This window comes from Ectobacillus soli (genome assembly GCF_042610425.1).
Classification (GTDB): Bacteria; Bacillota; Bacilli; order Bacillales; family Bacillaceae_G; genus Ectobacillus.
Genome location: NZ_JBGJZM010000001.1, coordinates 1769451 through 1790994, shown reverse-complemented (window position 1 = coordinate 1790994; position 21544 = coordinate 1769451). Strand labels below are relative to the sequence as shown.

Annotated in this window: 18 protein-coding genes and 1 pseudogene; 11 read left to right on the top strand and 8 right to left on the bottom strand. The window is 36.2% G+C overall.

What is annotated here, in order from left to right; translation table 11 throughout:
- Positions 1-157 precede the first annotated feature (157 nt).
- Genes ACAN53_RS09245 through ACAN53_RS09235 form a run of 3 tightly spaced genes read right to left on the bottom strand, consistent with a single transcriptional unit; the run spans position 158 to position 1218 of the window.
- Positions 158-439, bottom strand: coding sequence for a hypothetical protein (locus ACAN53_RS09245; protein ID WP_379969239.1), 282 nt, complete (start codon positions 437-439; stop codon positions 158-160).
- 10 nt (positions 440-449) lie between these two features.
- Positions 450-839, bottom strand: a complete 390-nt coding sequence (locus tag ACAN53_RS09240) for an SHOCT-like domain-containing protein (protein ID WP_379969237.1) — start codon at positions 837-839, stop codon at positions 450-452.
- A gap of 13 nt (positions 840-852) precedes the next feature.
- Positions 853-1218: a DUF2089 domain-containing protein gene (locus tag ACAN53_RS09235; protein WP_379969235.1), complete on the bottom strand. Its 366-nt coding sequence runs from the start codon at positions 1216-1218 to the stop codon at positions 853-855.
- 404 nt (positions 1219-1622) lie between these two features.
- On the opposite strand from ACAN53_RS09235, the gene ACAN53_RS09230 reads away from it, so the two are divergent.
- The 3 genes from ACAN53_RS09230 (at position 1623) to ACAN53_RS09220 (ending at position 4479) form a co-directional block, all read left to right on the top strand.
- Complete coding sequence (locus tag ACAN53_RS09230) at positions 1623-2018, top strand: VOC family protein (RefSeq protein WP_379969233.1); 396 nt, start codon at positions 1623-1625, stop codon at positions 2016-2018.
- A 417-nt stretch (positions 2019-2435) separates the two neighbouring features.
- Positions 2436-3947, top strand: coding sequence for an alpha/beta fold hydrolase (locus tag ACAN53_RS09225; protein ID WP_379969231.1), 1512 nt, complete (start codon positions 2436-2438; stop codon positions 3945-3947).
- Positions 3948-4329: 382 nt separating this feature from the next.
- Positions 4330-4479, top strand: coding sequence for an anti-repressor SinI family protein (locus tag ACAN53_RS09220; protein ID WP_379969229.1), 150 nt, complete (start codon positions 4330-4332; stop codon positions 4477-4479).
- A 387-nt stretch (positions 4480-4866) separates the two neighbouring features.
- On the opposite strand, the gene ACAN53_RS09215 is transcribed toward ACAN53_RS09220, so the two are convergent.
- A complete protein-coding gene (locus tag ACAN53_RS09215; RefSeq protein ID WP_379969227.1) occupies positions 4867-6282 on the bottom strand; it encodes a PQQ-dependent sugar dehydrogenase in 1416 nt (471 codons plus the stop codon).
- Between the two features lie 259 nt (positions 6283-6541).
- Here ACAN53_RS09215 and ACAN53_RS09210 point away from each other — a divergent pair, with 259 nt between their 5' ends.
- A complete protein-coding gene (locus ACAN53_RS09210; protein ID WP_379969225.1) occupies positions 6542-6931 on the top strand; it encodes a cupredoxin domain-containing protein in 390 nt (129 codons plus the stop codon).
- A 431-nt stretch (positions 6932-7362) separates the two neighbouring features.
- Here ACAN53_RS09210 and ACAN53_RS09205 read toward each other — a convergent pair whose 3' ends face one another.
- The 4 genes from ACAN53_RS09205 to ACAN53_RS09190 all read right to left on the bottom strand — a co-directional run bounded on the left by ACAN53_RS09205 (position 7363) and on the right by ACAN53_RS09190 (position 13123).
- Complete coding sequence (locus ACAN53_RS09205; protein WP_379969223.1) at positions 7363-7611, bottom strand: hypothetical protein; 249 nt, start codon at positions 7609-7611, stop codon at positions 7363-7365.
- A gap of 471 nt (positions 7612-8082) precedes the next feature.
- The gene (locus ACAN53_RS09200) at positions 8083-9045 is read right to left on the bottom strand and encodes a tRNA dihydrouridine synthase (RefSeq protein ID WP_379969221.1); all 963 of its coding nucleotides are present in this window, start codon (positions 9043-9045) and stop codon (positions 8083-8085) included.
- 862 nt (positions 9046-9907) lie between these two features.
- Positions 9908-11887, bottom strand: coding sequence for a hypothetical protein (locus ACAN53_RS09195; protein ID WP_379969220.1), 1980 nt, complete (start codon positions 11885-11887; stop codon positions 9908-9910).
- 15 nt (positions 11888-11902) lie between these two features.
- On the bottom strand, positions 11903-13123 hold the full coding sequence (locus tag ACAN53_RS09190) for an ATP-grasp domain-containing protein (RefSeq protein WP_379969218.1): 1221 nt from the start codon (positions 13121-13123) through the stop codon (positions 11903-11905).
- A 237-nt stretch (positions 13124-13360) separates the two neighbouring features.
- On the opposite strand from ACAN53_RS09190, the gene ACAN53_RS09185 reads away from it, so the two are divergent.
- From ACAN53_RS09185 to ACAN53_RS09155, 7 genes and pseudogenes are all read left to right on the top strand, one after another.
- Positions 13361-13924, top strand: coding sequence for a GNAT family N-acetyltransferase (locus ACAN53_RS09185; RefSeq protein ID WP_379969216.1), 564 nt, complete (start codon positions 13361-13363; stop codon positions 13922-13924).
- Between the two features lie 121 nt (positions 13925-14045).
- A complete protein-coding gene (gene argC / locus ACAN53_RS09180; protein WP_379969214.1) occupies positions 14046-15080 on the top strand; it encodes an N-acetyl-gamma-glutamyl-phosphate reductase in 1035 nt (344 codons plus the stop codon).
- 12 nt (positions 15081-15092) lie between these two features.
- On the top strand, positions 15093-16322 hold the full coding sequence (gene argJ, locus ACAN53_RS09175) for a bifunctional ornithine acetyltransferase/N-acetylglutamate synthase (RefSeq protein WP_379969212.1): 1230 nt from the start codon (positions 15093-15095) through the stop codon (positions 16320-16322).
- Between the two features lie 17 nt (positions 16323-16339).
- Positions 16340-17113: an acetylglutamate kinase gene (gene argB, locus ACAN53_RS09170; protein ID WP_379969210.1), complete on the top strand. Its 774-nt coding sequence runs from the start codon at positions 16340-16342 to the stop codon at positions 17111-17113.
- Positions 17110-18288, top strand: coding sequence for an acetylornithine transaminase (locus ACAN53_RS09165; protein ID WP_379969208.1), 1179 nt, complete (start codon positions 17110-17112; stop codon positions 18286-18288). Before argB ends, ACAN53_RS09165 begins: the two co-directional genes overlap by 4 nt.
- Before the next feature lie 405 nt (positions 18289-18693).
- On the top strand, positions 18694-20526 hold the full coding sequence (locus ACAN53_RS09160) for a hypothetical protein (RefSeq protein WP_379969206.1): 1833 nt from the start codon (positions 18694-18696) through the stop codon (positions 20524-20526).
- A 162-nt stretch (positions 20527-20688) separates the two neighbouring features.
- A pseudogene (locus ACAN53_RS09155) lies at positions 20689-21216 on the top strand (aldehyde dehydrogenase family protein); the annotation flags it as partial.
- Positions 21217-21544 lie beyond the last annotated feature (328 nt).

The window sequence follows — 21544 nt, the reverse complement described above, 5'->3', positions numbered from 1 at the left end:
TTTCACCCCGTCCTAAGTTTAGAACGGGGTTATGATTGTTTCAGCTTTTATAATTAAATAACCTTCTTGTCTGTTTACAATTTTCTCGGTATTGTAAGCGAGAAATTAGGCTTTTTCTTCAAAATGTCAGTCAGCGGTAGGTGTATTCTATAATAAATTATAGTCTAACCTTAACCTCTGTACCGTCCTTAGCTTTGACATCTACTAGCACGATTCCCTTATAATGTTTCAGTTCCTTGACGATAGGCTTTAGCGTTTTTTTGTCTATTAGTGGAAAGGTAAAGTCCAGTTTTTTTCTTTCGAAGTGCTCTTTTGTCCATTTGTTTGCAATTTGCTGAAAAAATTTTGAAGACAAAATTGAAATAATAATGTTTAAAATAGCATATGGAATGGGGATAGTAAATCGAACGTCTTTTGCTTTCACTTTTACATGCATCATAAGCAAATCACTAATCAATGATGACCGAAACGGTATCCCCGTTTGCCGATTTAATATCAACAATTTGGCCATCTAATTCGTTTTCAATCGCTTCAATAATAAGGCTTATGTCTATATCTTTAACGTATTTTTCCGATTGAGGAATACTCGCTGCGATGCTGTGTCCAGCCATTAATACTGCCTTGACAAGTTTTATAGGCAAATTGACCGTGACGTTATCATTTTCGTCTGATACAACACGAATTTTTAATGTTTTATCTAAATATTTAGTCGGTTTTTCAAAAAGCTTATTACCTGTTTCTTCTTTCTCTTTTAATACTTGAATCAGTTCTGATCCCTTATCTGCATCAATCTTCCCTTCTTGAATCATTGTTAACACTCTTGTAATTTCCTCTTTCATGATAAATTCCTCCCTATTCCTCTTTTAAGAGCTTAATGGCTTCTTCTGGTGTGATTTCGCCATTTTCCAACATGGTGACAACTTTTTTCTCGTCTACTTCATTTTTCTTCTTCTGCACATATCCAAGGGATGAAATGATGTCTGTTAGCTTGCCTCTAACCGTTGGATACGAAATCCCCAGTTCCTTTTCAACTTCTTTGATATTCCCTCTGCATGTTAAAAATACTTCCACAAAATGAAGTTGATCCTTTGATAAGGATGCCAGTTTAGATAATTCAAACTCATTTTCAATCGTAGTGTGACAATGAGAGCACTGCAACTTTGTAATTTTCAATGTTTCACTGCAGACAGGACAATTTGTAATTACTTTATAAGCCATAATGAAATTCCTTCCTTTCAGTTGATTCGATTATATAACAAGTAATTAAAAATATAAATAATAAATATTAAATTTTCTCAATAAAAAAATTAATAATATTAATTTTCGATTTAATATTGTTAATTATCTATTTTCATTATTTATTCAAATATTATATTGATCATAATGGTTGAAATTGTAGTTATTTATCTTAGAAAAAATATCCAGTTATGTAATGAGCACGATTACTTAGACTTTGAGATGCTGATTCAGCAGTCGTTAGCAATGATGTAGGTGTTTCTCTTACAGATATAGCTGTCACTAAAAAATAATAAATATTTACAAGGATTGAATTTATTTCTATATCCATTACAATAAAAATAAGTACTTGTAAAAGAACGCACTGTATATACTAGGAGGTAATTATGGGAAGATTAATTCATTTCGAAATTCATGTGGATGATATGGAACGGGCGAAGAAGTTTTATGGAGAGGTATTCGGATGGTCGTTTCAAGATTGGAGTGAATATGCTGGAATGCCTTACTTTGGTGCGGTGACGGGAAATGACAATGAACCTGGAATCAATGGAGCTTTGATGCAACGCCAAAGTGCTTCGCCAGAACCAAATCAGAGTTTAAATGCATTTGTATGTACAATGGGAGTGGGAGATTACGCTGTAACGGAAGCTAAAATTATTGAGAATGGCGGGAAGGTCGCAATGCCGAAATATGCCCTGCCTGGAATGGCGTGGCAAGGATATTATATGGATACCGAGGGAAATGTTTTTGGAATTCATCAACCCGACGTCAATGCAAAATAGAAAGCATATGGGTGAAAGAGTTGAAGATCCATCAAGGGATCGGCAACTCTTTTTTTATGTTAACGAATCGAACTTTATAATGAGAATTCACATAAAATTCAACCGTCTTAGATTTCATGGAAGAAAAGAAGCAGAATTTTTCTGAAAAATACCCTATAAAGTGGACATGAGTCTACTTATAGGGTACTTTTTTGTATAATGAAGAAAAACATAGAGACTGGAGAAAATGCTAGGAGTAAAAAGGTTTTTACAGAAAAGAGAAAGGTAAGTTTATGCAGCATGTCAATAAAGAGAGAATAATAGGTTTTCTTATCTAAAGGATTGAAAGAGACGTCTTTCATTTATTGATTTATGTTTTTATTGTTATTGTACAAAATCATGTAATAGAATAGTGTAAAAAAACAGGAGGAGGCAATCATGCCTATTATATATCGTGATGGCGACTCGATTTACTATGAATTTACGAAAACTAAAAAAAATAACGATACATTGATTTTTATTCATGGAGTTGGATTAGATCATCTAACCTGGGAGACATTTGTGCCTTTATTTAAAAACCATTACAACATAGTAAGATATGATTTACGTGGCCATGGAAATAGTGATAAAGGAGACAAAACAATTAGCTGGGAAACCTTTTATGAAGATTTATTATACATAGTGGAAACTCTCCATATCCAATCTTTTCATCTAATTGGACATGGATTTGGATGTAATATTGCAACTAACTTTGCGTTTATCAATCCTGATATTGTCAAGTCATTGATATTGCTTTCATTTGTGTCTATTTATCCGACATCTATTGCACAGAAATTAGGAGAAACTCGTAAAGCTCAATATAAAGTGGAATCCATGGTGTCCGTTGGAGAAAAAGTTTTAGCATTTGCTACTAGACTGTCCAAAAATAGCGAACCGTTCAAAAAGTTACTCTCCCCTTATGCAAATGTGTCAGTAGAAACTTATTTTAATATCTATCAATTAATGATACAGTCGAAATCTACTGATTACTTACAGCATATACATATCCCTTCATTAATCCTTGCTGGAGAATTAGATCCGATTTATCCTCCTTTTCTTTCAAACATGTCAGCTCTTTATTTGTCTAAATCTCATTTTCTTATTGTCCCTGGCTCATCAAATATGATGTATATAGATCAACCTGAAGTCACTTTTCAATGGATTCACAATTTCATTTTAGATTTAGATAAGGATACTCAAATAACTTATGAAAGCAGTTATGATAAATTTTTCGATGAAATACGATCAAAGTTTCAAGACATCTTTAGAGAAGGAGAAAAGAAAGTAGATTCTACAAATGAATTAAAAATAGACTTGTTACAGACATTTCACGTTTATGTGAATGGTGAAGAGATTCTCGAAGGGTGGAATCAACGTAATGCAAAGCAAATTCTTGTTTATTTAATATTCCATAGAACAGTTATAAGGGAGCAGCTCTGTGATGAGTTGTGGTCTGACATACCTTTAAGAAAATCTCGAAATAATTTAAGAGTTTATCTATCTCATTTAAAAAAATTACTCGATTATGAGGGGAATACAACCCAATTTTTAGTTATGGATAATGAACATATAAACCTTCAAGGAAGAGTGAAATGTGATTTGATTGATTTTTATGAAGAGGTAAATAAAGCGATTCAGGAAAAAGAGATAAACCAAAAATCAATAATGGCACAGAAAATTTTCCATAACGCTCCTCGTAATTTATTAATTGGGTTATATGAAAATTGGATTCTTGAATTACGTGAAGAATTAGAGAGTAAATTGTTTAATTTGGCACAATGGATGGGGGATTTTTACTTTGATAAAAATCAAAATTCAAAGGCATTAGAATACTATAGACTTGCTAATCAATACCGCCCCGATGATTGTACTATTGAATATAAAATTACTAAATTGCGAAGAGAAAATTAAACATTCATGATTAATGAAATTTACAAAAAAGGATAGGAATCTTATTCATACGCTAACAGAAGCATGTCAGCTCTCTTTTTGTTATTGATACTGTACATATTGTATCAATAGTGTAACGCACCATTTTGTATGATTATAAATCGGAGAGGATAACAAGATGCTCGTTTCTGGTAATAGAATTCATAAGTTTTTTGTAGGAAGACCAATGAATCACGCACATTGGAAGTCCTTAATTCTATTTCCACCAAGTACATATTTTCTGCTTTTTAAGCAGTGAATATTTTAAATATTTGGAAATAATAGATGAAGCATCTAAAGGTTAGAAAACTATAATAACTGGGTCGGTATAAAAGATGAATTTGTATGGAGGTGAAAAAACTACATGCTAGATTTGTACAGTCCGTTAATTTCAATAAATGAAGAAAAAAATTTAGATAACGAATGGGCAGAATTAATATTATATGCTTTAACAATGGGAATTTCTAGTGAAGAAATTAGAGCTTTTTTAAGAGGAAACGCTACGACTAACTAAGTCTCTTAATCAAATTCAGGAGCTCTCCCTAAAGATTGGTTACTTTATCTTCCAAATAAATTAGGTTGTTACGATCGATACGAAACCATTCATACCGAAAACTCATATAAATACGATATTAACTCATTTCAAACGAAACAAGTTTGGACGAATCACGATTCCTTATTTAACTATATGTTCCTCCTAGAGGTACGCACGATATAAAAATGGATATCTGAAATGCATGATACGATTTTTTACGAAATAAGTAAGTAAAGAGCCAGTTTCCTTAAGGAGCCGGCTTCTTTGTCTTAAGGATAAAGTGATTGTGAATTACTTTGAATTTACTAGTCCAACTTAGGAGTAAAGAAAGAGACTTAACTGATATTAAGTCGAATTAGTTATGAATCATGGAACAATTTCAAAAACACTACCTTGGTTAAAATCAGTCACTTTTATAGAGCCATAAACTCCTAAATATAGTCTGGTTTGATCCAGATTCGTTCCTAAAGTAACATAATAAGCTGATTGAGACCCAAAATTATAATCGGTTTCAATAACACTAAAATCATTTCGTTTACAATCTGTTCTTACCCTTGTATAAGCTAAAATCCCTCTAACCGGAGACCCGGATTCTTCAACCTTGGCAAGATCGGTAAACACAACGCTTCCTGTTAAATCGGGGATTCCATTCCCCATATATGACTGGACCCCTGTAAGTGCAGTTCCACCAAACTTATCGGGTCTTTGATCTTTATGAAAATAACTAGTTAAAGGCTGAAGACGCCCTACTGAAGTTTTTACTGCTTCCTTGTAATAAGCAATTGTTTTCTCATCTAAAGTCGGATTTACTGAGCAACCCCTTATAATCGAAGTAGGAAAAGCACCTTCCCACCCTCGCCAGCCAAAGTTAATCAATCCTTCTTGGTCAGGTTCATATTGCATGAAAGAAGCTTGAATAAGCTGAGTAACCGGTATTGGTTTATAATCAATGAATGAAAAAATCGACTCTACCAAATCCTGTCCGACATTTCCCACATATTTAATATATTGATTATAAAACCTTTGAAATGAAATGCCTGGTATATTGCGAACTCCTTTGGCAATTACCGTTAGCGTTTCCTGAATAGGTACGGGAAGTTCATTAAAACGTGTGACGACGGGTGGATTATTGATAAATGTATTCTTACCTACATCAATTTCAATTATTTTACCAGCAAGTTCCATATCATCCTGACTTAAATTAAATGGATCATAGCCTGACCCGCCATCTCCGGTTGTTAAAACAAGTTTTCCTGTTTCAGGTGAAAAGTTTAAGCTATTGACACCATTATGATTTAAAAATGGCCTTCTTATGTTAAGTAATGTCCGTCGTTTTTGAGGTTGACCATTCGATTGTAAAATCCATTCTTCAACTGTATCAATATGATTATATTGAGTTTCTCTATTTATCCACTTCAGGTTTAAGGTTCTGGGATCACACGGGTCAGGATTAAAAGGTTCAGGAAGAGCACCTGGACCTTGTGTTCCAGCAACTGAATAATGAAGATAAAACAGCCTGTTATAATTAAATTGGGGATGAAACGCTAGCCCTAGCAATCCCCGTTCATCATATCCACCACTAGAAACACCTAGTTTTATGATTCGCGTGCGAATATCTAAAAAAGTTCTTAAACTTGAGTTTCCTATGTAAAAGATCTCTCCTATTTGGGTTGCGATAAATAAACTTTCAATTGAGTCACCTGGAAGTATAGTTGTTTTCAAAACAGTGGGTAAATTTATCTGACTAACAATGGGCCGTAAACGAACCTTCACTTTTATCAACTAACTCTACACTCCTTCTTATCGTTTTCTCTTATAAGAATATGATTAGGCTTGTTCTATTAGTACCAAGTTAGCTTCAAGTATAGGGCAGGTTAATTGAAGAAGAATGAATTCTAGAAGATCATCCTTATAGTCGGTCTTTTTTCTTAGCCATTGTTTCAAATAAAAGAGTTACTATTTGAAGAACGTTGGACTCTAATTTATAGTAATAATATTTTAAGACTGGAAAATAATAGTATTAGGAAAGGGGGAATTGCGAATGTCTGTGAAAAAGTGGTTAACTGGACTGGTCGCTTTGCTTGTGATGATTGTGGTTGTGACAACTCCTGACTCACTCAGTGTATTTGCCGAATCCGGCGTCGCAATACAACCGATTGCGTCAGTGAAAGCGATTGAGGTAGAGCTGAACGATGATAACTTTAATCCAAAAATCATCACTATTCCAAAAGGAAGAACGACAACGTTGATATTGAAAAACAAAGGCAAGAAAAGGCATACTTTTATAGTGGAAAAGCTCGGAATCAACGCCGAAGTCCCGTTGGGAACAGAAAAAACCATTACTGTGAAACCAAAAAAGGCCGGTACATATGACCTGGTATGTCGGTGTCATTTACGGGAAGGAATGGTTGGAAAAGTAATAGTTGAATAACAAGCATGAAGCAAGGCTAATCGGGCCTTGCTTTTTTAATAGCAATGTTAACTTACGTATTATCGCCCAGACATCATCATAACAACTAACTTTCCTCCACATATGGATGGGTAAATACAGACAAAGGTTGTAAATGGGCTGTGTTGGAAGCAAAACACACGAGGTTCAAGTAAATACAAAAAGCCAGGAGATAACCTGGCAGTTAGAAAGGGAGAGACCGAAGGGGTTTAGGCTCAACATAGTTACTATACCCCCATAAAGATAATTACGTGTGAAAATAACATTAAGTAATGGTAAATACGATTTCTACTAAGCGTTAAAACGGCTTATTGGAAAGATGTAAGGCATGAATATTACGACGAACCTTAATAAAAAATCCATTTTAAAGAAAAAGGGGAGTAGATCGATTGCACCATAAATAGCGTAATAAGTTAGTAAAATGAGAGATGTAAGGCTGGATAGTGATATACAAGATTGGTAGAAGATTCAGGGTAGTGTTGTATAGGCTGTGTAGGAAGATAATGTTGTATGAGATGCGCAAAAGTGTAGTGTTGTACAGGATGTATAAGAGGATAGTGTGCCGCCAGCATCTGGTGAATTGCATGAATTGTTTCTTGCCCTGCAGAATACGCGATAGTAGTACCGAATTGACGTACGCTGTTTAAATTCGGCAGTATCATAATAAGGTATGTCCCCCTTTACAGTAGGTGGTTATTACTATTTACATGTTATGTCTGTGTACTTAGCAAAGAGCTTGTCTCAATGGGAATGCGTATAAGGGATTAAATCTTGGATTGACAATAAATAAAAATTTAATTTAAGTCATGAAGTTACACAAGAGAAATGCTGTTACATTTTAGACTATACAATATGGCTAAAAAAAAAGCCGAGATTGCACTCGACTACTAAAAGGGTGAACTACGGAGGAATACAGCTTTCCTTGGCTTAAATATACTTTATCCCTTATCTTTACAATTTATGCAAAAATAAAAAAGCCAAGGATTCCTCCCGGTTATCACTTAGTCTTAGATAGTTGTATCATAAGAATCATGTAATAATTTTATGTATTAAATCTTAGTAATTCAGTCATTATCTATACTATTTAAGCTAAGTAAATAGAAGTTGAATGATTAAATGCTGTCCCCGTTCCATCAACATTCTTTTCCAAAGTTATCAAGTAATGCACGTACTTCATCTGTTGATTTCGTATTCATCAATTGATTTCTTAATTCACCAGCTCCACGGAATCCTTTGACATAAATTTTGAAAAAACGATGAAGCCCTGTGATTGAACGTGGCAGTGCTTCCACATATTGATCTTGAAGATCAAGCTGCAGTCTTAAAAGATCAAGGTATTCTTTACTGCTATGCTCTTTTGGCTCTTTTTCAAAAGCAAAAGGATTTTTAAAAATACCTCGCCCAATCATAACGCCATCAATACCATATTGCTGGGCAAGCTGCAGCCCAGTTTGACGGTTAGGAATGTCTCCATTGATGGTTAGTAGAGTATTTGGTGCGATACGGTCACGTAATTTTTTGATTTCCGGAATTAGCTCCCAATGCGCATCTACTTGGCTCATTTCCTTTCTTGTACGTAAATGAATAGAAAGGTTCGCAATATCCTGTTTTAAAATATGCGTTAGCCACTCCTCCCACTCATTTACATCCTTATAGCCAAGTCGTGTTTTCACGCTGACAGGCAGTCCGCCCTCTTTTGCTGCTTGAATAAGTTCTGCCGCAACGTCTGGACGCAAAATAAGTCCACTACCTTTCCCTCTCGATACCACATTCGGTACAGGGCAGCCCATATTAATATCGATGCCTTTAAATCCTAGCTCTGCCATGCCAATACTCATTTGCCGGAAATATTCGGGATTATCCCCCCAAATATGTGCCACCACTGGCTGTTCATCTTCTGTAAAAATTAAACGGCCACGCACACTTTTTATACCCTCTGGATGACAATAGCTATCCGAGTTTGTAAACTCTGTGAAAAATACATCCGGACGACCGGCTTCCCTTACTACGTGACGAAAAACAACATCTGTCACATCTTCCATTGGTGCAAGTACAAAAAATGGTCGTGGTAAATCACGCCAAAAATTATCTATCATTTTAAACTCAAATCCTCTCACTATGGATACAACTTCAAACTCTCGGTCAAAAAATATAAAGCCAAATGTTCCACTTCTTTTACACTTATATCATGCTTAATAACTTATTATCAAACACAAGTACATTTGGACATTTATAATTTGTGAAAATCGACAATGTTTATTTTAACTAAAATCGGTCCTGAATGGTATTTTTATAAACAAAAAAGCAGATGGTATAGATTTTTTCTATATCAACTGCTTTTCTATTATACCAACTCCAAAACAGAGGGGGGTCTTGATATCCCCTAATACGTTATGTCCATTTCCAATATAGCTTTTTGAGAAACTTATAAATGCCAACCTAAATATGTACACTTATGTTTGATTAAACAATGAAAAAGTACCAACGAAAAACAAGTTGTTTTTGTTGGGTGCATGCTCATTTTTTGAATTGTATAGGTCAAAGATGCAAGACAAGGGATTAAAGGGATAAATAAGATATGAGGAATTGTATCCTTAGGAATACGAGTATTCCATTTTTTTATCGTAAAAAAGAAGTGAATAAGTCATGTACTTCTATGTTCAATACTGCATAATGAAAAGTATATTCCTGAAGGTTTTTGAGGAAGGATTTTATATAGAACCAGGAACTAAGCAAAGGTTCAATACAAATAAATTGCGTTGCCTTCCACAATCTTATCAAGGAAGGCAACGCTTATTCTAGACTTTTTTAGTGTCCTCAATAAAGGTTGGGTTGTTGTGCTTTTATTATACAAATCGATAAAAGTACTTTTGATTAAATCTTATAAGTCATAATTAATTATGACAATTTTTTTTGCAAGGTTCAAATTAATAATTTAAAGAAAAACTGGTATAATATTTACTCATGCCAAACATAACTTTTTCCCCAGCTGTTTTTTGCCAGTACTTCCACTTCTTCAACAAGACGATCTTCTACCATATAGGTATCACCCTGTTCGAATGGATTATAGTGATAGGCGTACATTCTTGACAAAAACTCATGAAACGGCATGGATGCTTCTCCTTCAAGTTCACCGAAACCTGAAACACTTGCTCTGATGCCTTGGCCCCAATTCTGGCCACTGTCATTGTTAGGATTGTAAAAATAAATTCGGTAATCGCCGTTCTTGTCTTTTTTTATTCTTTGAATCGATACGGCGTGAAGACCAAGCAGATCCCCATGTACATTTGTGATGAAAATACCAACAGGGTTGGGATAAATCAATTCATGTCCTTCATTATAATCTGGATGGTGGGTAGCATAGAATAGCTTAACAAATGCCGGATAATTGGTAACATTCAGTGTAAGTTGATCAATCACATTAATAAAGCCCTTCGGAATCCACTTACCGTAAAATTCAGGGTTTACCCACTTATGACCGTCCTCTCCGCGAAGGAGCGTTCGTTTCATCATTTCGTTATAAATTTTATCAAGATGTGGGACAAGAATAATGGATACAGGATCTAAATCATGGTGGATTTCATTGGCAACTCCCCCTGTAAGGAGGCTTGAGTGGATTGGTACATCTTCAAATGTCATCTCAATATCATTGTCACGGACAGCACGGATTATGTATTCCAGCAGGTGTCCGATTCCATGCTGTGCCCAGAGAGATATGGCTCTTGCTGATTGGCAGGTTGGATTGAGTCCTTGTCCTACACCAAGCGGTTGGCCCAAAACACTTACTACCCCGGCAACAAGTAGACCATTTAGGCTGATTCCGCCTTGTTCATGCTCAAGTTTTGATAGAGTTTGGCGTACCTGAGCATGAACAGGGAGCTCAAACAGACAGCGAATGGCAGTAAGCACAGGTTCCTGTGTCAGTACTCCCATGTCAAGTATTTTTGCAAGACCGTATATTGCCTGCCGTGTTTCAGGATAAATGGAAATTTGGATGATGTCATGAATTAGTTTTTTATTGGCATTATAGTTTGCAATCCCCGTTTCTGATAAACCAAGGGACATTGGAATTACATAATTATTTTTTCTATTAAGGAACCGAAGCAAAACAGCATGGTATGGTGAAACAAGTCCGGTAGCTTTCATGGAACATGCAAAAATCTTAGCCTCGGCCTCAAGTTCATCATCATAGGCATTCTCTAATCTGAGTCTGTATTCTCTTTGACTGGTTACATCCCTGTTAAGCGGTGTTGGATCATTAGCAGCACGGGAGTACTTTTCAAGGGCCTCCGCCATTTTTTCATCAATACCGCTTTCAATTAATTGACCAGACAAATTGATCATATTTAAAATCCGTCCCGTCATAATCGGGCGCTGGACTGTCAAGCGTTCGATCTCCTGAGCAATTTTAGCAGCAATCGCAGTCAAGGAAAGTTCCTGGCCAAGGTAGCGGAACAAGTGTTTCGTGCGGATCATATGATCTTCTAATTGACTTTCTGTTTCCGAAGGAAACAAAAGGTCAAGGTTTAGGGCCAGCACTTCATTTAAAAATGATCCAGCTTCTATCTTACTCAATTCTTCATGTATGCAATCTCCTTTTGCGATCGCCAGCATTCTCATTTCACTTAACAATTCTATAATGGAATTAACACTCCTAAGCCTCAATTCACCGCCGACAAAGGGAGGTTGCATTTTCGCTGCGTTTTCCCATGGACCTCCATGGAAGACTCCAGCTTGATCAAATCGATAAGCATTGCTATAGATGATGGTCATCCCGTCATCTGAACCTGCAAGTTCAATAGCTAGCTGGAAGACATCTGTTTGGTACAAGCTTTTGGCGAAGGGCTTTGCCTGTTCTAGCTTGTCCAGTGCAGCTTCAAATCTAGTTTTTAAGAGAGTTGTTTTTATACTTATCCTTTTTTTTGTTTGAGTTGTCATCCTTCGTTTCTCTCCTTATAGGTAAAAATCGTATTTTTCGTATTTTTTCATGAGATTCCTTATGACTTCACTGTCATTTCCAAAGAAAAAAATCGTTCCGTAATGGTTACCAAACCCCACTCGTTCGGCGACTTTCGATGAGGACGGAATGAACATATCATGTTTTAAAAAATAAGGATGGTTTTTAATCTCTTCAGGTACATTCAATCTTTTTACGATTTGTACATTTGGATAGACCATCAAGCTGCCGGCATGTCCTTTGGCAGATACAACTTCTTTAGGGAAAAAGGCTTCCAGTTCTTCTTCTGTTGTATCCGGGTCGCTGCAAAGCACTTGAGCCTGAAAGGGGCTGAATCCATATGCCCGTTCGATACATTGAAAAATATGACCGCCAGGAACTCGTCCTGCGACTTCTCCGAATTTCAATGTTCCATCCGGTGAAATGAAAAATTCAGGATGAATAATGCCATATTGGATTTCAAAGGCATTGACTAGCTTCTCAATTGCCGCTCTAATCTGGGGCCGCCATTTTTCAAGTGAAGGTGACGCAGGTACGAAGTTGGAGTGGCCAAGCTTTACGTATTCCGTAATGTTTAGGAATTTTACTTTGCCATTATGAATAAAAGCTTCGCACGAGAATTCCTGGCCCTCCAGGTGGCTTTCAATCAAAAGTGGAAATTCTGAATCATCAATTTTTTCAATTTCCTGCGGCTCCCGAATCATCCGATGACCGACAGTACCAGCTTTATCAAATGGCTTAACATGAATCGGGTCATTCGGCTCCCCATCCAGTTTGATCAGTGCTTCATTTACTCTTTTTAGAAATCGATATATATCATCTTTGTTTTGAGCTTCTTCAAATACTCCCACTCGGATGCCTGCTATTTGTGCTCTGCGCTTCATCAAACCTTTGTCTCTCAATAACAGAGATTTATTGAAAATTCGAGGGCTATTCAGGAGCTTTGCATTCATGGCACCAGCCCATTCAACTGTTTCCTCGTATATTGGAACAGTAATTTTAGTGTTAAAATCTTTTAATTTTTGGTAGAGTTCATCGGACCTTTCATTTAAATCTTCAAATTTCCAAGGGATAAACTGAATACCATTGGTATCAGCAAAACCCTGAAATTCAGAAGGACCAACAACTACATATGGTCGATTCATTTTGTCAATCGCTTCAATTGCTTGTAGGCTCCAACCTAGTAAAGCTGTAATTTTCCCTTTGTTCACATCCATCTGCATAACTCTCCCTGTCCTAAATAAATATTTAAAATAATCACGCAACTATATTTTAACAAAAATATACATATTCCAAATAATTTTACAAAAAATTAACATTTTTTTATTAAATATACACAAAATGACAATTATAATATAAATTGTAAAGTTTAAGTTTACTGAAAAATTGATTTTTTCTAAGCGTTTAGATAAAAATGACAAATATGTCGAATATGTTAAAAGGAGAGCAGTGTGATGAACAATTGGTTTACTAGATTGACAGAATTTTTTCCTGAAAAGGAAATGAAATCCCAAAAGCATTTTGAAATCCTTTTACAAGAAAAAGAAGGTATGTATCAATTAGAGGAAAGCCAAGATCATGTGCTTGTATATTATGAACAGTCTGATTATATTTTCATTGATTATATTCTAGTGAATGGAGAATGCCGTGGTAAAGGGATAGGGAGTATCGTTCTTAACCAGCTAAAATCAAAGGGGAAAGCTATTATACTGGAGGTTGAACCAATTAATCCTTTAGATCCAGGCTCGGAGAAAAGAATTCGATTCTATGAAAATAATAACTTTTTAAAGATGAATACCATTCAGTATGAAAGAATTCATACGGTCACAAATGAGAAGAATATGATGGATGTTTTTTGCTGGGCACCAGTACATAAAACGGAACAATGGGTATATGACCGAATGAAATCAATCTATAATGATGTACATGCTTTTAAAATAAGGGAATTATATGGGTGCAATCCTCAGCCAGTATCAGATGTACTCTGGTTGAAAGAACTAATGTATGGTAAGTCTTGAAATGGTTAAACCAATATCCAAGGTGAGTTCCCCAATGCTGCTCTTTTTATAAATTTTTAAAACCTAGTATAAGTATAAATTTTATGTATATATATTACATGCTGTCACGAGGAGGATTGTAATGAAAGTATCTATAATTGGTACTTCTGGATATGGCGGTGGCGAACTTTTTCGCATATTACATAATCATCCTTTATTTCGTATACAATCTGTCCATACAACAAGGGATGAGATTCCGTTATATGAAGAGTTTCCACATTTGAACGGAATTACAAGCTTAAAACTTGAGCATATCGATGCTGAAGAAATAGCGAAGCATTCAGATATCGTTTTTATAGCCGCCCCATCAGGGGTATCTAGTAAGCTTGTTCCAGCCTTCATGGATACAGGTATTCAAATTATCGACTTATCTGGTGATTTGCGCTTGACCGATGGAGAAATGTATAGGAAATGGTATAAGCACGAACCAGTTGAAAACAGTTTATTAAAAAAATTTGTATATGGGTTAAGCGAATGGAATAAGGAAAAAATTATCGATGCTAAATTAATCGCTAATCCAGGCTGTTACCCTACAGCCACCCTATTGGGTCTTGCACCAGTGGTAAAAGAGGGACTGATTGACCCAGATATAATCATAATTGATGCAAAATCTGGCGTTTCCGGAGCTGGAAGATCTGTATCTAAAAGCCTGCTATTCTCCGAGATGAATGAAAATTTTCGAATATATAAGGTAAACGAACATCAGCATATTCCTGAAATTCAACAGCAATTGAACCTTTGGAATGCAAGAGTTTCACCTATTACATTTAATACCCATTTGCTGCCAATCACAAGAGGAATCATGGCAACCATATATGTAAAGCTTACAGCAAATATGGATACTGATAGTCTCATTGAATTATATAATGAACAGTATTTTAGGAATCCGTTTGTGAGGATAAGGAAGAAAGGTAATTTCCCATCTGTAAGCGAAGTATCAGGATCAAATTATTGTGATATTGGTTTACATGTTGATGAGAGAACAGGAAGATTAACGATCGTTTCTGTAATCGATAATCTCATGAAAGGTGCTGCAGGTCAGGCGGTTCAAAATGCCAATTTAATGAATGGATTAGATGAAAAAATGGGATTAGAGTTCATTCCCTTGTACCCTTAAGGAGGATTCGAAATGCAAATATTGTTAAAGGATAACATAGTTGAAATTGAAAATGGGAATATATTATCACCTTTAGGATATACAACTTCAGGGGTTCATGCTGGTCTCCGCTACTCTAAAAAAGACTTAGGGATCATAATTAGTGAAATCCCGGCTTCATCTGCTGCAGTTTATACTACAAACCAATTCCAAGCAGCACCTTTAAAAGTAACGCAAGAAAGCATTGAGAGTGAAGGACTTTTACAGGCTGTTGTTGTAAACAGTGGATGTGCCAATTCTTGTACTGGAGAAAGAGGATACAAGGATGCATTGAAAATGCGCTACTTAATATCTGAGAAATTCAACATTAAGGAAAATTATGTGGCTGTTGCATCGACAGGTGTTATAGGTGAGTTTTTAGATATGGATAAAATCGCTAACGGTATTCAATTACTATCACCAGGCAATTTAGACAGTGATGCAGTTGATTTTCAAACTGGTATTCTAACTACCGATATCGTCATGAAAAGCTGTGCATACTCAACTATGATCGAGGGCAAAACCATAACGATTGGGGGTGCGGCAAAAGGGTCGGGGATGATACATCCGAACATGGCTACTATGCTCGGATTCTTAACAACGGATGCATCTATTTCTTCTGAGAATTTATCGAAAGCTTTAAAAAGTGTAACCAATAATACTTTTAATCAAATTACTGTGGATGGAGATACCTCTACAAACGATATGGTGCTTGTTATGGCGAATGGACTGGCAAGAAATAATCCGTTAACTCCAGAACATCCAGAATGGAAAACATTTGTTGAGCTTTTAACAAGGGCTTGTGAAAAATTAGCAAAGAAAATTGCTATGGACGGAGAGGGAGCTACAAAGTTAGTAGAAGTTGAGGTACTAGGTGCAAAGGATCATGAGGAAGCTAGAGTAATTGCCAAACAAATTGTTGGGTCAAATTTAGTGAAAACCGCTGTATTTGGTGCCGACCCCAACTGGGGACGAATCATTAGTGCTATTGGTCAGACAAAAGCGACGATTAATCCTAATACAGTTGATATTTCCATCAACCATATTAAGATGCTTGAAGATAGTGTACCGTGTGCATTTTCAGAGGACCAAGCACGAAAGTATTTAAATCAGCCATTAATAAAAATTTTAGTTGATCTGCATGTAGGAAATGGAGCTGGTAAGGCATGGGGCTGTGACCTGTCTTATGACTATGTCAAAATCAATGCCAGCTATCGTTCGTAAGGATAGGTGAAAATAGGATGAAATATATTGTTATCAAATGTGGCGGCAGTGTTTTAGACGAGTTAACATCCGCTTTTTTTACAAGTCTTTCCGAACTGGAAAACCAAGGTTATAAACTGGTCTTTGTCCATGGCGGGGGCCCCGATATTAATGAAATGCTAGAATTATTTAATGTGAAACCACAATTTGTAAACGGACTTCGAAAAACAGATGAGCAAACACTAAAAATTGCTGAAATGATTCTATCAGGTCAGACGAACAGAAAGCTTGTGGCAATGCTTCAGCAGTATCAATTCTCTGTAATGGGGATTAGCGGTAGCGATGGGCATTTATTACAAGCTGATTACATAAACCGTGAAGAGCTTGGTTTTGTTGGAGAAGTCAGCAAGGTGAATACAAAATTCTTAGAACTTGCCATTAATGGAAACTATACTCCTGTCATTACTCCGATAGGAATTACTGAAAACGGCGAAAAACTAAATATTAATGCAGATTATGCGGCAGTAGAGGTGGCTAAAGCCCTTCATGCAGAACAATGCCTATTTGTTACCAATGTTGATGGAGTATTCATTGAGGGCTCGCTCGTCAGTGACCTTACAAAATATGAGATCGATACCTATATTGCAAATGGTGAAATTAATGGCGGGATGATTCCGAAAGTTCAATCAGCGATTCATGCTGTGGAAAAGGGCGTTGAAAGTGTTATGATCGTGTCCGGTAAAAAAACATTTTTTGAAAATGGTAAATGGAACGGTACGAGAATTGTTCATAAGGAGCTGATCAAAAATTGAATCACTTATTTGCAACCTATGCACGCTGGGAGGTTGAACCTAAAACAGCGTACGGCAGTACGATTACAGATAAAAATGGGAAAAAGTATCTAGATTTTACTTCAGGAATCGGGGTCTGTAATCTTGGACACCGCCCGAAAAATGTAGAGGAAGCGGTATTTAAGCAACTCAGTCAATATTGGCACGTATCGAACCTATTCCAAAGTGGAAACCAAGAGATAGCCGCAAAAATGCTTGCAGAAGCTGCCGGGATGGATCGAGTTTTCTTTGCCAATAGCGGTGCAGAAGCAAACGAAGCAGCCATTAAGCTAGCTCGTAAAGCAACAGGAAAAACGAAAATTATCACCTTTAAAAATTCCTTTCACGGCCGCACTTATGCGACGATGTCAGCAACAGGCCAAGATAAAATAAAGCAGGGATATGGGCCAATGCTCGAAACATTTGTATATGTTTCATATAATGATATCGAAGGGGTTAAGAGTGTAATAGGAAATGATGTAGCCGCAGTTATGATTGAGGTAGTACAGGGTGAAGGTGGAATTCATGTTGGAAATATGGATTTTTTACAGGGGGTTCAGGAGCTTTGTAAACAGCATGGTGCACTTTTAATCATTGATGAAGTCCAAACAGGAATTGGACGAACGGGGAAACCATTCGCCTTCCAACATTTTGACTTAGAACCAGATCTTATTACATCAGCCAAAGGATTAGGAAGCGGTTTTCCTATCGGCGCTGTAATTGGGAAAGGAAAACTTGCGCAATTTTTTGGCCCAGGAAGTCATGGCTCGACCTTTGGAGGAAATCCTGTATCGATAGCCGCAGCTATTGCTACCATGGATGCCATTTTTAAAAAGGAATTTTTAGATGATATTGTTGATAAAAGTGAGTTTTTCTTTAAGCAAATATTGATTAATTTGAAACACTTAAACATTATACAGGATATAAGAGGTATTGGATTGATGGTTGGAATCGAATGCAAGTTTGCCGTAAATACATTGTTAAGTGAGCTTCGAAATAGGGGGCTTATCGTATTGACAGCAGGGGAAAAGGTCATTCGAATATTGCCCCCGCTTACCGTATCAAAAGAAGAACTATTAGATGGAGTTAACATTATAAAAGAAATTTTGGAAAAAAGTACATGTCAACCGAAAAGCAGTACAATGATTATTAAATGATACAATAGACCGATAGATTAAAAGGGACCCGAAATAAAATTTCATGGTCCTTTTTTACTAGTACAATAATTGAGCGGTAATTTCATGATCACACCCTAACCCATGCTCCTTAGTTTGTGTCCAACAAAATGATTTGTAATGTACACTATTTTGTGTTAGATTAATCAAACAATAATTTATATTTTAATTTTAAAAATATTCATAATATTAAATATATAAGCATGCCCTGTACCTCGATTTACCTTACGCTCATCTAGTGAAGTGAAGAATGAATTTAACAACTAAAGCTGCCATCAATTCTTAGTCTGAACGACTCATTTGGTTTTTTTCTTTTCATTAGTAATTCTATTTGTATTTAAACAGTATGATACTGTAAAAGAATATGCTGGAAAGGGAAATGGACATATGGGACTTTTTCAATTTGCTTCAGAGGATTCGTTTCAAAAAGCCTTTCATCAGTTATGGCGAACTTCGGCAACAAATAAAAAGTTATTGCAGCAAAAAGTTCTTGAGGAAGCGGGTGTCCTTCTAGAAGAACCGAATGGATTGGAAAAACTTTTTTTATATGCGCATCTTTTTGATGAATCCGGGGTCTTTGCAGGGAAGCCATGGGAGAATGTTGGTAAGCTAAATCCTGCACTTGTTAGGGGGACTCTCCATTCAGGCGGTATTACGGCAACTGCCGAAGCATTGAGTGAACTGAGAATTATTTCCATTGCTAGAGGTGTATATGTACATCCAGAAATGTCTGCGTCTGAAGCAACTGGATTTTTGACGAAGGTTTTGGCTTTGAACCTGGATCTTCTACTAATGAAGGAAACGGAAGAAAATCGAATAAAACAGCTTTACAAAGACAAACAGGCCTCAGAAATTTTGGGATTTATCTCAGATCATTGTTTTTCACCACTTGTTTTTCAAAGTCTGTATCAGGAAGTCAATAATCTCGCCGTTCAAAGGCCGATTGTAACTGACAAAATTCTAAAATTAATTTCCAGTGCAAAAAGATTAGCGGGTGGATTGGAAGAGAGGGATTCAAACTTAATGCAATATGAAAATGCAGTTTATTGTCCATCTGATATGGCTGATGCGTCTTGGGAAAATTATAAAAATAAATTGAATTCCAGCAATGATTTATTATTAATCCAAGAGGCCAAGCAATTACGTGAATCAATGAAGCATACTGGGCTAGTTTCACCGTTTCATGCACTATTTTTGAACCATATTAATAAAAAAAAGTTAGACTTGCTGGAGAGCCTACTGGCCGTGGACAAAAAAGCGAAAGAAAACCTACAGTTAAATCTACATTTTGTTTCTTCTCTCATCACTTCGGCAATAACGGTAAAAACAAGGAGAAGCATTTATGGTTTAATGCGATGGTTACAGAGAGATATTTTTACCAGCGAACTCATTAAAGAAGTAAAAAAGTTAATGGAAGTTCCTATTCATGATAAGATTAATAAAAGGGTTTCTGCAGTATATAAAATAACAAATGCGGATGAACTTCGTTCTCATCTAATATCGGGAATGATAAGCGTATTAGGACAACCGCTAGGAATTGGTCAAGGCTTTAATCCAACGTGCCAATCCACAAGAGCACTCAGTTATTGGTCACAAAAAGAGCCTGTTCTGCTGCTAAGAATGTTTAATCATTTCCTAGAGCACGGTTCAATCACTTTTGATATAGAGGGAAATTCTATTTCCTCTGATACGCATCCGCTTGTCCCATTGGATGATGAGATTCATATTGATACAATATCACTACTCTTGATTCCTCACCTTAATTCTATCTATTTTGAAATGTTAAAGACTGCACAAGGGCGCGTACATGATCCACATAAATGGATCAACCCAGCCTTTCATATAAAAGGCATATGGACTGGGTTTTCAGATGTCTATAGTGACTTAGAGTTCGAAGCCAAATTCCACCGACACTACCACCCAACGAACAATCCAAATGTTAATGAAGAGCTTCCTCAGCCTGCTGGCATCACTATTTACAACCATTCTGGTAAGGTGCTTGGAGCACATGCAGTACTTATACAAAGAGTAAGCCTCGACCCCAATGGCTGTATTCGCGTTTATTTTTATAATCCAAATAACGACAGCCTTCAAGTATGGGGAAAATCCATTAAAACAAGTGTTTTTGAAAATGGTGAGCTAGAAGGCGAGTCGTCCCTTCCTTTTGATGATTTTCTATATTTCTTATATGCGTTTCACTTCCCAAAGCAAGAGGGATGAACTCTCACATCATCGTAAGGTACACTTTCTTAAACGTCAAGGATTTTCGAATCCTTAATATGGATTTTACACACCCTAGATTACTTCAGTTGAAGTGATCTAAGGTTTGATAAAAGGGGTCGGTTATTACTAATTTCATAACATACTTTTTAGGAACAAAGGATAGATGTAACAAACGCCCTCATACTTTACACAAAAGCAGCCCAAGAAATCACACGGATTCCTTATGTTGGACAGATTGCTGTTAAAAAAATTATGTATTATATTGAAATTGGAAAACAAGAAGGGAAGCTCATGACAGGTGGAGAAGGCGATGATTCTAAAGGTTACTTTATTCAACCCACGATTTTTGCTGATTTAGATGAAAAGAGCCGACTCATGCAAGAAGAAATTTTCGGACCAGTAGTTACATTCTGTAAAGCACGTGATTTTGACCATATGATGGAAATTGTCAACAACACTGATTACGGTCTAACTGGTGCTCTTATTTCCAATAATCGTAGACATATCGAACGTGCCCGCGAAGAGTTCTATGTTGGAAATTTTTATATTAACCGTGTTTGCACAGGTGCAATTGTTGATTACCAGCCATTTGGTGGATTTAATATGTTAGGAACAGATTCCAAAGCAGGCGGCCCTGATTATTTACTTCTCCATATGCAAGCGAAATCAACATCTGAAATGCTATAGGATTCCAAGCTTAAATAATAATATCCATCCATCGCATCAGAAATACAGGTCGTTGGGATATTTTGAAATTCTTTTATTAGGTTGTCCATACAACATTCTCTTTTTTAATAATCGCTTCATTAATATACTTCGGTCAAATATGTATGTTTCCAAATATAGCTCATTAACCTATGCGCTTGTCCTAATATTAAACAATAAAGACATTTCCGAATTTTATTGTAACAAAATATTTTTATGGTAAATTCTTTTTTACATTTTCAGAGAAAAAAAGAGAAAGTTGGTAATGAATTTATGCTTAACAAGGTATCAGATGGCGGTACTTTCGTCG